Consider the following 14,180-nt stretch of genomic DNA (forward strand, 5'->3'; position numbering starts at 1 on the left):
AATGGGTAAAATAGCTATCATTGCAGGAGAAGGTGTTCTCCCCGAAATTATAAGTCGAAGACTTGCGGAACAGCAAACTTCTCCTTACATCTTTGCCATTGGAGGAACAAGAGAGGCATTGCGTCCTTTCGCTCAGGAAATATGGCCAGTTTTTGACCTCGATCTCAAAGGTCTTTTACATCGTATGCTTGCATATCAAATAGATACACTTATTTTGGCGGGACAAGTTTCTAAAAAACTTATGTATCAAAGAGAGAATCTTGATCAGTTACTTAAGCAGACACTTGATGCTGAAGATAACAATGATCACGCTCTTCTCGGACGGATAGTTGAAACCATAGAAAAAATGGGAATACATGTAGTTGGTTACAGAGATATTCTTTTTGATCTTCTTACCCCAAGAGGGCAGATTTCTCAGCGAGGACTGACAGAGGATGAGTCGAAAGATATAGCATATGGCTGTTCAATCCTTTCTCAGATTCTTCCTCTCTCTTTTGGGCAAAGCATTGTTGTTCAAGATGGTGCCGTAGTTGCGGTAGAAGCTATGGAGGGAACGGATGCCATGATTCAGCGGGCTGGCGATCTCGTTCATGGTGGATCGGTTATAAAAATGATGCGAATCGATCAGGATGAGCGATTTGACATCCCTGTTGTTGGACCCCATACCCTTCAAGTGATGGCAAAGGCAGGACAGACAAGTTTAGCTCTTGAAGTAGAACGTACTCTTCTGCTTGAAAAGGAGCATTTTCTTGATCTTGCCGCCAACTTGGATATTGCCGTTGTAGGGGTAGACTCGTGTCTATCTTCATAAGTTGTGGCGAACCTTCTGGAGACTATTACGCTGGATTGATTATAAAGGCTCTTCGAGAATCTACAGAAGAGCCTATTGTAGGTATGCTAGGCAAAGAAGGAATAAAAGCGACAGGAACTGCTCTGTGGTCTATTGATCAATTAAGTCTTATGGGAAGTTCTGATATTGTTGCTGCTATTCCTCGTTTATGGCGTTTAAAAAACACTATAGCGAGTTATATTGTTAGAGAACAACCTCGAAGAGTTATTGTCATCGACAGTCCTGATTTTCACCTTCCTCTTGTTCGTACCCTTCGGAAAAAAGGTTTTAGAAATCCCGTTATTTATGTTGCTCCTCCCACAGTGTGGGCGTGGAGAAAGAAGCGGGTTAAAGCGTTACGCCGATATTGTACATTTATGTTGCCACTATTAGGTTTTGAGCACAGGTATTTACGTGACCACAATGTTCCCTCTGTTTGGGTGGGACACCCTTTTCTTGATTTGAAAAATTTTTCTTTTACAGATCCTTCTAGCAATATAATTGCCCTTTTGCCTGGCAGTCGAAAGAGCGAAGTAGAACGATTATTGCCGGTGCTCAAAGAATGCGCTTCCCAATTTCATGAAATGGGCTATCAGCCAGTTTTTTCCATCGCTCCAGGTCTTTCTTCTAAGATTAAGAAGAAGATGAAAGAGGAGTTACATGAGTGGCAATTTTTCGAGGGTAATGGCAAAGAGTTAATGAAGCAGAGCTGCATTGTAATAGGAGCAAGCGGCACTGTTGCATTGGAGGCCATGATGGTAAATCGTTTTATGATTGTCATATATAAAGGGTCTTGGCTATCATGGCGTATTTATAAAAATTTTGTTAAGACCCCTTGGGTCTCTTTACCCAATATTATGGCTCAAGAAAAGATATATCCTGAACTTTTACAGGAAGATGCTTCTTGTAAGAATATAATGAAAGAAGCTACAAATTATTTACAGGACAGAAAGGTGCAACAAGAAAAACATGAAGCTCTAAAAAGAGCCAGAGACGATATGGGAAAACCAGGAGCTCTTGCTCTTTGGCAAAAGGTTATTTTAGAGGGGGAACGGCAGTGATATCCGTCACCTTGTTGGTTAATGGGCCAGGAGAGCTTTGGGGTTGGTGCAGACCGTTAGCTCAAGAATTGAAACGTCAGAAAAAACATGTGACAATTTGGCTTCTTCCTTGCCAATTCGCAAGTGGGCGGGAAGCAGAGGCTGCTGTGACTATCGGTGCAGATGAAGTCAAAGGTCCCTATTCAGCGACTGAAACATTGAGAGCTTTGAAGAATCATCAAACTGATGTTGTTCTTCAAATGGGAGGGGATCTTCTCTTTGGTCATCACATTGCTCGAAAGCGAGATGTCCCTCTTTTTTGTTATACATACGGACAGAAAAAGGGGTTGCATCACTGTAACGCAGTTTTTACAGCCTATGAAGCTATGGCACGACAGATATCATCAGAAACTATTATTGTTGGCGATCTTGTGAAGGAAGGGGTTTTTATGGACGAAGGGCCCTCCCCATGGCAAGATGAAGATGGTGTAAAATTAGTTTTTTTCCCTGGAAGTCGTCCGGCAATACGGAATAAAGCGTTGCCTTTTTTGTCAGAAGTAACGTATTTGTTGAGAGAAAAAATAGAAACATTGCAAGTAACAACGTTGTTATCCCCATTCTCAAAGATAGAAGAACAAAAAATGTGGGAAGATGAAGGGATGAATCCTTCTATTACGGGAACAGGAATAGTTTTGAAAGAGGCGGATATTGCTTTAACGCAGCCTGGAACTAATACTTTAGAACTAATGCATATGTCTGTTCCAACTCTTGTGGCAGTTCCTTTTGCCTTTTTAAGGGAAATTCCATTAAGTGGAATAAAAAGTTTTATCACGTCGTTACCAACGATAGGCCCTGCAATAAAGGAAAAGATACTACGAAGTAAAGCTGCTCACAGAACGACATATTTGGCGTGGCCAAACCGTTTGGTAAAAAAACAGATAATGAGAGAAAGTGTAGGAGAATTACATCCTTCGGATGTTGCCAACGAACTATATGATTTATGGCAGAATAGAGAGGCTTTCGAAGTTCAAAAGACACAACTTTTAAAGTTATCGCAACAATCTCGAGACATGCCTTCGAAAAGTATAAGCGCCATGATTGAAAGGCTGTGTGTGCATGAATAAAAAACATATCTACCTTCGACTTTTACAATATACACGTCCCTACTTGCCTCGGCTCTTTGCAGCTCTCGGCTGTATGGTATTGGCGTCTGCCTTTACCGTAATTCCGCCGTGGCTTTTAAAGAATGTTGTTGATGATGTGCTGATCGCCAAAAAGATGGATGTCCTTAATGTCCTCGCAATAGGCCTTGTTGCCATCTTTGTTGGAAAGGGTGCTGCTTCCTATGGGCATCAATATCTTATGAACTGGGTAGGACAGCACGTCGTAATGGATCTTCGTGTTCGTCTTTATGATCATATGCAACGAATGTCTCTCCGTTATATTTATGGGAAACGCGTGGGAGAACTTATGTCGCGTATTACGAACGATGTGACTGTTTTACAGAATATGGTGACATCTGTTGTTGTGGATCTTGTTGTTCAGGGAATAACATTTTTGGGAATGCTCGGATTCCTTATATATATAAATTGGCGTCTCACGCTTATGACCTTTGCCATTCTACCTTTAACATTTTTGATTCTTGATCATGCATCGAAAAAACTTCGTATCGTAGGGCACACCATCCAAGAAGAGCTTGCAAGGTTATCTGCCATTGTCCAAGAGGCGTTGTCAGCTATTCGCATCGTTCGCTCATTTGTGACAGAGGATATGGAGAATGAACGCTTTAAGGGACAAAATATGTCTAACTTCAAAGCATTAATGCATGGAGTACAGGTACAATCTGCTCTTTCAGGCATTATAGAGGTTATTCTTATTGCTGCGTTGGCATTTATCCTCTGGGTTGGAGGAAGAGATGTCATACATGGAGTCTTGACGCCCGGAGAACTTATTGCCTTTTTAGGATATCTTGGATTTCTCGTGCAACCTATACGTGTCTTTACCCGTGTAATAAGCAGTATGCAGCTTGGATTGGCTGCTGGAGAGCGAATCTTTTCCATACTCGATACGCCGTGTGAAATTCACTCACCAGAAAACCCTATTCCACTTGGTGTTATTCAGGGTTCTATACAGATGGACGATGTCTGGTTTGCTTATACAGATGAACAGTGGGTTCTGAAAGGTATCTTTATGGAAGCAAAACCTGGAGAAAGAGTTGCCATTGTTGGTTCTACCGGCGGAGGAAAATCTACATTGATGGACCTTATCCCTCGTTTTTATGATCCTTCCAGGGGAACAGTACGTATAGATGGACATGACGTAAAAACTCTTGATTTGACGGAGCTTCGAAAACAGATAGGCATTGTTCCGCAGGATCCTGTTTTGATGAAAGGAAGCCTGGCTTTTAATATATCCTATGGATGTCCATCGGCTACGCAGGAAGATATTGTAAGAGCAGCTCAGATAGCCGGAATTCATACGTTTATTTCGTCTCTTCCTAAAGGATATGAAACAGAGATAGGGGAACGAGGAATAACGTTGAGCGGAGGTCAGCGACAGCGAGTAGCTATAGCCAGAGCGATCATTCGTAACCCCAGAATCCTCATTTTGGATGAGGCAACTTCATCTCTAGATGTTGCAGTAGAGAGTCAGATTCAGGAAGCTATGGAAAAGGCAATGGAAGGCCGGACTTCTTTTGTTATTGCTCATAGACTTTCCACTATTCGGAGTGCTGACAGAATTCTTGTTTTAGATAAAGGTTGCATTGCAGAAAGCGGTTCACACGAAGAACTCATTAAAAAGGGAGGAATATACCGCCACCTTTATGAGTTGCAATTTGGTGGAGAAATCAACCATGAAAGTTGTTCGTAGTTATCTCGAATGGGCGAGAGGAGAGCGCAAAGTAAGTCCATGGTCTTTGCTCGTCCCTTTAACGTGCGTATCTCACAGTTTTATACGTTCTCGGAATTTTTCTTTCGATCACGGTCTTATGGCGAGTTACGAACCCTCTATTCCAGTTATTAGTGTTGGAAATATTACACTTGGTGGAACAAATAAAACGCCATTCGTGGAAATGCTTTCTCGTCATTTTTACGATACGGGAATTAATGTTGGTATTGTAAGCCGGGGCTATGGGGGACAGACGAACGAACCTGTGGTTATTCAGGGAACATCTTTCGATAGAAATATAGTGGGAGATGAACCCCTCCTTTTAGCGTCTCGTCTGCCTTATGTACCAGTTGCTGTTTCGAGAGATCGTTTAAAAGATGTTGAGGCTCTGCAAAAATATAATGTAGAGCTTATTGTTGCTGACGATGCATTTCAACACCGGCGGCTAGGGCGAGATGTGGATATTGTGCTTGTTGATGCCTGTTGCCCTTTTGGAAATGGGCGTCTTGTTCCCGCAGGCATTTTAAGAGAACCTCCAAGTGCGCTGAAAAGAGCACATATTGTTGTTATTACAAAAGCAGATCAAGTATCAGAAAAACAACTTAGAGAGGTTCGTCAAAAACTTTTGCGCTACGTTCCCGAAGAGAGGTTATTTACATCAAGGCTAGAATTACGATGCTGGTCATTCTGGAACGGTTCCTGGCAAGATGAGATTGACTTTAATGTGAATAGACTCCCCGTTGTAGCCTTTTCTGCAATAGGAAGTCCTGGAAGTTTTCGGAGAACTCTTGAACAACAGGGGCTTAACGTTCTGAAAGAGATGCGCTTTAAAGACCACCATCGTTTTGATTACCGCGATATGGAACGCCTCATAGCACTTAAAAAAGAATTAGGAGCGTCACACCTTGTTTGTACTGAAAAAGATGTGTATAACTTGCCGGAAAGTTCTCTTGAGGAGCCCTTGCTTGTGCCCATTATTTCTACAGTTATAGACGAGGAAGAGCGTTTTTGGCATCTTTTAAGTGAAAGGCTTCGTCCCCAACTTGTTGTAGCTTCTAACGGATATGGAGAAGATGCAATGGGAGCATTGCTTGCGCAAAAGGTAAGAAAGCGTTTCCCACTTGCTCGTGTTACTTCTTTTCCCATTGTCGGAAAGGGGGAACAGTATTTAAACGCAGGTATTACTGTTGACTCTGTTACCTCCGATTCTCCTTCTGGAGGAGTTATTAAGTATCATATTTCAGATTTAATACGAGACTTGAAATCGGGTCTCGTTCGACATATTTTTTCTCAATTAAAAGCATGGCATAAGTTGCGAGGACAAATACGAACCCCGCTCTGTGTGGGGGATGTATATCTTTTGCTCCACACATTATGGGGGCAAGGGCAATTGCCAGTGCTTGTAGCCACGGCTAAAACGGTATACTTAAGTGGACATTGGCGCCTTGAACGTTTTTTATTAAAACATCGTTGTCGCCGTGTCTGGACTCGAGATGCAGAAACTGCATCAGAGCTTGTTCGCTCTCATGCAGATGCAATTTTTGCAGGGAATCCAATAATGGACCTAACATGTGATAATACTAATGGGACCTTTGAATGGCCTGGTGAAAAAGAAGTTCGGGTATTGCTTTTGCCAGGAAGTAGAAAAAGGGCGTATCACGATATGAAGTTGCTGCTTGATGCGGCCTTGATTCTTTACGATAAGGTTCCATGTGTTTTTGTAGCGGTTATAGCTCCGTCCCTCGACATAAAGCAACTTGTTGCTGCAGCTCCAGGATGGAGTCTCATGGAAAACGAAAGCGGAATAGAGAAGAATGGATTGCGCGTTTTTTTCCATTTTGGAACGTTAGTATCTGCGGCTGCTCGTGCACATATTCTTTTGGGATTGGGAGGAACGGCGAATCAGGTATGTGCTGGTTTAGGAGTTCCCGTTGTTTCTATTTATGAGAAGGGGAAACTTGTACAGAAAAAACTTCTCGGAGAATCAGAAATCCTTGTGTCACCAGATCCTCGGGTGTTGGCCGATACAGCTTTTGACATTCTTTCAAACCCGGAGCGACGTGCGGCCATGTCAGAAGAGGGGAAAAAACGTTTAGGCGGACCTGGCGCTCTGGATAATGTAGTGGAATATGTGGCACGGGAGTATGGTTGGGATCTTCGATGCCATGTGTATAAAAAAATATCCCGAAATATAAAGCAGGGGGATGACGTGTATGGTTCAACCGATACCAGTTCATGATTTTTGTATAGGAGAGAAAAAACTGACAATTATTGCTGGCCCATGCTCTTTAGAGAGTCTGGAGCTTGGCTTGGAAATAGGAGAAAAGGCAAAAGAAATATGTCATCGTTTGGGAATGAATTATATTTTTAAGGCTTCCTACGATAAGGCAAACAGAACGTCTATTCATAGCTATCGAGGTCCTGGCCTTGAAAAAGGGCTTTCGGAACTGGCTGAAATAAAAGAAAAACTTTCAGTGCCGGTCTTGACTGACATCCATGAGTCGTGGCAAGCTGAGCCCGTAGCTGAAGTGGCAGATATTTTACAGATTCCTGCCTTTCTTTGTCGACAGACCGATTTATTAGTAGCTGCAGCTCAGACGCATCGACCTCTTCATGTTAAAAAAGCTCAATTTTTAGCCCCTCACGATATGAAGCAGGTTGTGGAAAAATGCAAAGAGGCCGGAAACGATAAAGTCATTCTTTGTGAGCGTGGAACAACAATGGGGTACAACCAGCTTGTTGTTGATATGCGCTCTCTTGTGCTTATGAGAAATATGGGGTGTCCTGTCGTTTTCGATGCAACTCATAGCGTGCAGATGCCTGGTGGAAAGGGTACATCAAGTGGTGGAGACAGACGATTTGCTTTGCCTCTGGCCAGGGCTGCGGCAGCAATCGGAATTGATGGTTTATTTATAGAGACCCATCCAGACCCATCTTCAGCAAAAAGTGATGGGCCTAATATGGTTCCTTTGAAGAAGTTAGAATATTTCCTTTCTCAGATTGGCGATGTGTGGAATCTTGTAGAGAACGCCATCGGAAAAACAGATATAGATTGGGCAGAGGAGGCGTAAGCATGGTCTGTCTTCCCAGAGAACGAGCTGGAATTGAACTTGATGATGAGCGGCTTCTTTCCATAGGCCGTAATGTCTTAGAGCAAGAGGCGCTAGAACTGTCACGCAAAGCGAATGAATTGGGAATCGAGTTAGTGAAAGCGGCACGAACCATTCATTGCAGCAAAGGGCGTCTTGTCGTTATAGGTATGGGAAAGTCGGGGCTTATTGGCAGGAAAATTGCGGCAACTTTGGCTTCGTTGGGAACCCCGTCTTTTTTCCTTCACGCAGCAGAGGCTTCCCACGGAGATCTTGGAATGGTTTGTAGAGAAGATGTAGGCCTCTTTATAAGTAATAGTGGTAAGACTAAAGAGGTGGTCTCTCTGTTGCCCTTTTTCAGACGTTTGGGGGCCCCAGTGATATCGATAACGGGAGGAACATCATCTCCTCTTGCTAAAAACTCCGACATTGTATTGAACTCTGCTGTAAGTCGAGAAGCTGATCCGTTGAATCTTGCTCCTACAAGTAGTACTACTGTTCAACTTGCTATCGGTGATGCGATAGCGGGAATGGTAACTGAATTACGTGGTTTAGTGGAAGAAGATTTTGCCCTTTTCCATCCAGGTGGATCTTTGGGGCGGAGACTTTTGACCAAAGTGGAAGACGTTATGGGATCGGGACAAAAATTACCTATAGTAAAACAAAATGTTACGGTAAGCGATGCCTTATTCGAAATGACAAGCAAGGGGTACGGGGCAACGGTAATAGTCGATGCTCAGGAACATCTAGTTGGCATATTTACGGATGGAGATCTCCGTCGTCTTATAGAACGTTGTGGTGTTGAATGTTTAGAATCAGATGTTTCAAGCGCTATGACTCAAAATCCAGTAACCATAGAACCAGGGCGTCTTGCAGCTGAAGCTGTTCGCATTATGGAAGAGCGGGAGATTTCAGTAATTGTTATTGTTCGGGATAAAAAACCGCTGGGAATAATTCATCTTCATGAACTACTAAAAGCGGGGGTGGCCTGATCTGAAATACGCAACATACCGGCATCTCGTTTCGGCTGCTTATATGCTGGCCTATCCATGGCTGGCTCATAAATATAAAATGGGGCTTGATGAACGTAAAGCTTTCTATAGTGACGAGAAAAAAGAAATTTTAAGTCATAATCCCCTTTGGGTTCATGCTGTATCGGTAGGCGAAGTGCAGTCAGCTTGGCCTCTTCTTGGTGCTGTGAAAAATGATTCGAAAGATATTCCCGTTGTCTTATCAACTACAACATCTACGGGGAGGGAAATGGCTTTTAAGCTAGCTCCCGGGCTCTTTGAAACACATATCTACTATCCTTGGGATATTCCATGGATTGTTTCTCGTGCCCTTGATATTATGCAACCGCGTGCCTATGCTGTAATAGAGACAGAAATCTGGCCGAATTTGCTCAAAGAGCTTGCGAAGCGTAAGATCCCAGCCTTTCTTGTTAACGGACGTTTTTCTGAGACAACATCATCAAAGGGGAAAAAGCAGTCTGCATTTTGGAGGGACATTTTTTCTTGTTTTACCCGACTAATGGTTCGTGCTCAAAGTGATGCCGATTATTTGCTTTCATTAGGAATAGATATAAAGAAAATTATTGTTACGGGAGATTGCAAAGTTGATGCATTGGCTTTGCGTCAAAAAGCCGTCGATCTCTCGTGGGCTAGAAAAATTATAGGAGAAAAAAAGCCCATATTTTTAGCGGGCAGTACTCATACGGGCGAAGACGAAATAATACTTGAAGCTTTTTCTTTGGTGAAGGCCCGTGTTCCTGAAGCACGACTTATTATTGTGCCACGCCACCCTGAACGGGCAGAAGCAATAAGTTTGTTAGCCCAAAATGTTGCGTCTGTAGAGCGCTTGTCTTCTTTAGAAAAAGAGTGGAGTATCTTAATTGTTGATAAAATAGGAGTCCTTTTTGATCTTTATGGAATTTGCGATAGTGCTTTTATAGGGGGCAGTCTCGTTCCGAAGGGCGGGCAGAATCTTATGGAAGCTGCGATATTCGGTGTCCCTATTTGTCATGGTCCAGATATGGAAGATTTCCCGGAAGCTGCTGGGGCTCTTGGTGAGAAGAAGGTCGCAATTACAGTACATAATGCAAAAGAGATAGCGGAGTGGTGGATAAAAAGTCTTTCCCCTTCCCTTCGAGACGATGTACGGCGAGGAGCTAGACAGTATTTTGAGGGAGTGGGGGGAGCTGCACAAATATCATGGAGAGAAATACGCGAGGTGATGAGATAATGGAAGTTAATGAAAAGCTGCTGAATCAATTTTATGAGAAGTTAGATGAAAGATCGAAAACGGCTTTAGATGAAGCCGTTGAGACTATGGTGGGAGTGAAGAAAAAAGGCGGCAAAATAGTCGTTGCTACCGGAAGTGGCCCCAATATACATGAAGGAGTTACGACTCTCATCGCTGAATTAATGGATAAAGGAATTATTGATGGAGTTACAACAAGCTCTGCTGTTATTGGTCACGAAATGGCTGGCGCTCTTGATAAAGTGAAAATGTGTAATGCATCGGAGTTAGGGTTCGACGAGAAATATATGCCCCGAGGGAATGTTTTTGAGTTTACCCAGCTTACCCCTTATGAAATAGACGTTCTTCGCCAGGAAATGGTTCTTGATGAGCTTCTTCTGAGACGTGGCGAAGAGGTTGATGGTCATATTGTTTTAAAAGCGGCTGGTAATATGGCTTACCCTATGGGATTAAGAAACGAGTCTTTGGCAGCTGAAATTTTGACGGTGTGCAAGGCATACGGCCTTCCCTTCGAACTTGTTGCAGGATGGGGTGCTGATCGCCGGACAATGATTGGTATCGGTGCCGAAAAAGGATTGCCTGTACTTGTAAGCATTCCTCAGATGATAGGAAGTGGCCATATCGGAATGTCTATCGGAGATAGCATTTCTATTTTTGAAAGGTCTAAACGGATAGCTAGTATGCTTGAAAGCGCTGATATTATTATAGAATCGGCAGTAGCATTGACTCAGGAAATTCACGACGGTCCTTTTGAATGCTATACAGGTCACGGCATTTGGTCGTGGTGGAAAGGTCTTCACACATACAGTTTGCGCGATAAGAAGCTTATTCGCATAGATCTTGATGAAAACCTCAGAAAAGCTCAGGATCTGCAAAAGCAGAGCGCCATGATTCAGGAAGCCATCGATAAAGGATTGCCGAAGACCAAAATTTCTAAAATACCTTTCCGTATGGAGATGTCTGCCTTTGCCAGACATGAAGGAAGTATTCCTATAATTGGAGATATTGGTCAGGTATGGCCTCTTATGGCTTGGCGAGTTGCGAATGAACTCAATATAAATCTTGATTTTATGAGTTATTCCCAAGAAACAGAAGATGGTAAGGCAATGAGAGAATGGATTGTCAAGGAAATAAAATTCCTTGACCGAGAAAAATTACTTCAAAAAGCGAAGGAGTATCGTATTTAGCTATGAATATACTTGGCGTAATTCCTGCACGTTATGGATCAACTCGACTTCCGGGGAAACCTCTTGCTGATATTTGCGGCAAACCACTTATACAGCATGTCTATGAAAAAGCACAGTGCTCTTCCTTTTTAGGAGCTGTTATTGTGGCAACAGACGATGAAAGGATTATAGAAGCAGTGCAAGCCTTTAACGGCAATGCAGTCCTTACGTCAAAAGAGCATCCCAACGGTACATGCAGAGTGGCGGAAGTTGCTGAAAACATGAATGTGGATTACGTCATTAACATTCAGGGTGATGAGCCTCTTCTCGATCCTCGTATGATCGATGAAGTGGCCCTAGCCCTTACTGAAAACGAAGATATAGTCTCAGCGACTCTTTGTGCGCCTCTTTGTGATGAGGCTGATTTAAGTAACCCTAACGTTGTTAAAGTCGTAAGGGATTGTCGTGGTTTTGCGCTTTATTTCAGCCGTTCACCAATCCCTTATTTTAGGGTGAAGACACCTCTTCCCGTATACGAACATATAGGGATATACGGATACCGTAAAGACTTTTTGATGAAGTATGTGAAATTAGAAGCTACGCCTCTCTCTACGGCAGAATCTTTAGAGCAGTTGAAAATACTTGAGCACGGGTATTCGATGAAAGTGGTTGAGACTGCTGTATCCCATCGCGGACCAAGTGTAGATACTCTTGAAGATCTTAATGCCGTGCGTCGTATTTTAGGCTGATCGGAATCATTAAGGAGAACAAACATGCATCGACAACCTGCCCTTGTTATTATTTTGAGTGATGGAATACGAGGTCATCTTTTTCAGAGTAGAGGAATAGCTGGCTGGCTCCATAAAGAAATAGGTGCGGTCATTACAGAATATGAAGTACCTAAAGTTTTAGGGGGACGTAAGTTTCGTCTTCTCAAAATAAGAGGGCGTGCCCTACCGTCGATGAGCAAAGAAAAAATTAGAAATTGGCTTGAAGAGGCTGGAGCTGTTTCTTTATTGCAACAGTGCCAGTCTCTTTTCGATCAATATAATGTAAAACCTTGCGATACCCTTTTTATTTCAGCTGGAAGCGGGACTGCGGCATTTAATCTCGCATTATCGAAATATTTGGGTGCAAAAAGTTGTGCCTTAATGACTCCTTCTTTTATAGGTTCGGAACCTTTTGATTTTGGAGTTGTTCCACTGCATGATCGTCCGAAGAAGGCCAATAATGTTTTGCCGACTTTAGGCGCGCCTAATTCCATTTTCCCTGAGAAGTTACAGCAAGCTGCCGAAGAACTGGCCTTGCTTTATCCCTTTCAATCTGAGAATAGATGGGCGCTTCTTATTGGTGGAGATGACGCAAATTATTCTATTAGCAGCCAATGGATACGTGAAAACGTTGTTCCTATCATTCATGCGGCACATGGAGCATGTGCTGACCTTTATATAACAACTTCCAGACGAACGAACTCTGAAGCGGAAGAAGAGCTACTCTGTATTACAAGTAATGAAGCTCATGTTAGAATGCTGTTGTTGGCATCAAAAGATTCCATGAACCCTGTTCCTGGAATGATGAAGCTTTGTAATCGTGTCTTTTGTACAGAAGACTCTGTCTCTATGGCTTCAGAGGCTGTAACAGCAGGACATCGTGTTATATTAATGCGGGTTGAGCATAGAAAGGGAATAAGGGGAATGTTGCAACACATGAGCAAGCCCTTTTATTTGTGGGGAATTCCACGTTTTAACACACTTTTTGATGCTTTCAAAGAGAAAAGCTGTCTTGTGGAATATTCGCAGCAAGTTTTAGAAGAACAAAATGACTATAAAGGAACGACAGAATTTAATGAAGCACGGCGTGCAGCGTTGTGGATAATCAAGAGGTGGAAAGAATGAAAATCATTCAGCTTCTTCCTGAATTTTCTGAGGGGGGAGTTGAACGTCATGTTCTTGCGCTTTCAAATGAATTATCTAAAATGGGGCATACGGTGCTGGTTGTTTCTGGAGGAGGTAAGCTCCAGAAAAATCTAAAAAATGTTGAACATTGGGCTCTTCCTGTCTATCAAAAAAATCCGGCAACGGGTCTATATGCGGCAATAAAGATCGCGAACAGGGCGAAACAAGAAAAGTGGGATGTTATTCACGCACATTCTAGAGTTCCAGCGTGGATAGCGTGGTGGGCAAGTTGTTTCTCCGGGGTCCCTTTTGTTGTTACTGCCCATTCTACGTATTCTAAAAATATGGGAATAGCAGTTTTTAAGAAAGCAGCAGGAGCCATATGTATAAGTCGTTGGGTATATGAATATCTTGACGAGTATTTACCTGCTAAGCGAGTTGTTATCTTAAATGGGCTGCCTCCCTTGAAAATCTCATGGAAGGGTGAACTTTCATCTTGTCCTTTCATCTTTTTATTTGTAGGTCGGTTAACCAAACTTAAAGGACTGCATATTGTCTTGGAAGCCTTGAAAGACTGTTCTTTTAGAGAGAAAAATAACTGGCGTCTAGATATTGTGGGAGATGGACCCTTTAAGCAAGAACTTGAGATTAAGTGTGCTGATTATAATCTTTCGGACAAAGTCTTTTTCCACGGTTTTCAGGATAATCCAGACCAATGGATGTCAGAATGTTCATGTTTTCTGTTCCCTTCATTGTCTGAAGGGATGGGCCTTACGTTGATGAGGGCTATTCAAATGAAAGTTCCGGTTTTGGCCTCCGATTTACCTCCCGTGAAAGAACTCTCTTTCTCTTCCGAATGTTTGATTACTCCGGGAAGTGTAAGTGAGTGGAAAGATGCTTTAGAAGAAATAATTTTGACCAGAGAAACAAAGCAGTTTTTCATGCATGAATTGCCATTTCATAAAGATATGGCGCGAGATACAGCGAATTTTTATGAAGAAATTCTTACTTAA

Annotated in this window: 12 protein-coding genes; all 12 read left to right on the forward strand. The window is 42.7% G+C overall.

What is annotated here, in order from left to right:
• Nucleotide 1: 1 nt before the first annotated feature.
• The 12 genes from RBH88_RS02340 to RBH88_RS02395 are packed head-to-tail and all read left to right on the forward strand — an operon-like array spanning nt 2 to nt 14,180.
• The gene (locus tag RBH88_RS02340; RefSeq protein ID WP_213695464.1) at nt 2-811 is read left to right on the forward strand and encodes an LpxI family protein; all 810 of its coding nucleotides are present in this window, start codon (nt 2-4) and stop codon (nt 809-811) included.
• Entirely contained in the window at nt 796-1,890 is a 1,095-nt protein-coding gene (lpxB, locus tag RBH88_RS02345; protein ID WP_213690994.1) for a lipid-A-disaccharide synthase, read from the forward strand. Before RBH88_RS02340 ends, lpxB begins: the two co-directional genes overlap by 16 nt.
• Nucleotides 1,887-2,993, forward strand: coding sequence for a cdisaccharide synthetase (locus RBH88_RS02350; protein WP_213695463.1), 1,107 nt, complete (start codon nt 1,887-1,889; stop codon nt 2,991-2,993). Before lpxB ends, RBH88_RS02350 begins: the two co-directional genes overlap by 4 nt.
• Entirely contained in the window at nt 2,986-4,740 is a 1,755-nt protein-coding gene (locus RBH88_RS02355; protein WP_213690992.1) for an ABC transporter ATP-binding protein, read from the forward strand. The genes RBH88_RS02350 and RBH88_RS02355 overlap by 8 nt, the downstream gene beginning before the upstream one ends.
• Nucleotides 4,724-6,997, forward strand: a complete 2,274-nt coding sequence (gene lpxK / locus RBH88_RS02360; RefSeq protein ID WP_213695462.1) for a tetraacyldisaccharide 4'-kinase — start codon at nt 4,724-4,726, stop codon at nt 6,995-6,997. The genes RBH88_RS02355 and lpxK overlap by 17 nt, the downstream gene beginning before the upstream one ends.
• Nucleotides 6,972-7,829, forward strand: a complete 858-nt coding sequence (gene kdsA, locus RBH88_RS02365; RefSeq protein WP_213695461.1) for a 3-deoxy-8-phosphooctulonate synthase — start codon at nt 6,972-6,974, stop codon at nt 7,827-7,829. Before lpxK ends, kdsA begins: the two co-directional genes overlap by 26 nt.
• Nucleotides 7,830-7,831: 2 nt before the next feature.
• Nucleotides 7,832-8,839: an SIS domain-containing protein gene (locus RBH88_RS02370; protein ID WP_213690989.1), complete on the forward strand. Its 1,008-nt coding sequence runs from the start codon at nt 7,832-7,834 to the stop codon at nt 8,837-8,839.
• 43 nt (nt 8,840-8,882) lie between these two features.
• A complete protein-coding gene (locus RBH88_RS02375; protein WP_307879823.1) occupies nt 8,883-10,088 on the forward strand; it encodes a 3-deoxy-D-manno-octulosonic acid transferase in 1,206 nt (401 codons plus the stop codon).
• On the forward strand, nt 10,058-11,293 hold the full coding sequence (locus RBH88_RS02380; RefSeq protein ID WP_307879824.1) for a hypothetical protein: 1,236 nt from the start codon (nt 10,058-10,060) through the stop codon (nt 11,291-11,293). The genes RBH88_RS02375 and RBH88_RS02380 overlap by 31 nt, the downstream gene beginning before the upstream one ends.
• 2 nt (nt 11,294-11,295) lie before the next feature.
• Nucleotides 11,296-12,021 carry a 3-deoxy-manno-octulosonate cytidylyltransferase gene (gene kdsB, locus RBH88_RS02385; RefSeq protein ID WP_213695459.1) on the forward strand — a complete coding sequence of 242 codons (726 nt, stop codon included), beginning with the start codon at nt 11,296-11,298 and terminating at the stop codon, nt 12,019-12,021.
• A gap of 24 nt (nt 12,022-12,045) precedes the next feature.
• Nucleotides 12,046-13,167, forward strand: coding sequence for an ELM1/GtrOC1 family putative glycosyltransferase (locus RBH88_RS02390; protein ID WP_307879825.1), 1,122 nt, complete (start codon nt 12,046-12,048; stop codon nt 13,165-13,167).
• On the forward strand, nt 13,164-14,180 hold the full coding sequence (locus tag RBH88_RS02395; protein WP_213690985.1) for a glycosyltransferase family 4 protein: 1,017 nt from the start codon (nt 13,164-13,166) through the stop codon (nt 14,178-14,180). Before RBH88_RS02390 ends, RBH88_RS02395 begins: the two co-directional genes overlap by 4 nt.

It is taken from the genome of Aminobacterium sp. MB27-C1, from assembly GCF_030908405.1.
GTDB lineage: Bacteria > Synergistota > Synergistia > Synergistales > Aminobacteriaceae > Aminobacterium.

Excerpts from the sequence above, each read along its gene's own strand:
- kdsB (WP_213695459.1), top strand. The coding sequence starts at position 11,296 with ATGAATATACTTGGCGTAATTCCTGCACGTTATGGATCAACTCGACTT.
- RBH88_RS02370 (WP_213690989.1), top strand. The coding sequence starts at position 7,832 with ATGGTCTGTCTTCCCAGAGAACGAGCTGGAATTGAACTTGATGATGAG.
- RBH88_RS02390 (WP_307879825.1), top strand. The coding sequence starts at position 12,046 with ATGCATCGACAACCTGCCCTTGTTATTATTTTGAGTGATGGAATACGA.
- lpxK (WP_213695462.1), top strand. The coding sequence starts at position 4,724 with ATGAAAGTTGTTCGTAGTTATCTCGAATGGGCGAGAGGAGAGCGCAAA.
- RBH88_RS02380 (WP_307879824.1), top strand. The coding sequence starts at position 10,058 with ATGGAGAGAAATACGCGAGGTGATGAGATAATGGAAGTTAATGAAAAG.
- RBH88_RS02340 (WP_213695464.1), top strand. The coding sequence starts at position 2 with ATGGGTAAAATAGCTATCATTGCAGGAGAAGGTGTTCTCCCCGAAATT.
- RBH88_RS02375 (WP_307879823.1), top strand. The coding sequence starts at position 8,883 with ATGCTGGCCTATCCATGGCTGGCTCATAAATATAAAATGGGGCTTGAT.
- RBH88_RS02395 (WP_213690985.1), top strand. The coding sequence starts at position 13,164 with ATGAAAATCATTCAGCTTCTTCCTGAATTTTCTGAGGGGGGAGTTGAA.
- kdsA (WP_213695461.1), top strand. The coding sequence starts at position 6,972 with ATGGTTCAACCGATACCAGTTCATGATTTTTGTATAGGAGAGAAAAAA.
- RBH88_RS02355 (WP_213690992.1), top strand. The coding sequence starts at position 2,986 with ATGAATAAAAAACATATCTACCTTCGACTTTTACAATATACACGTCCC.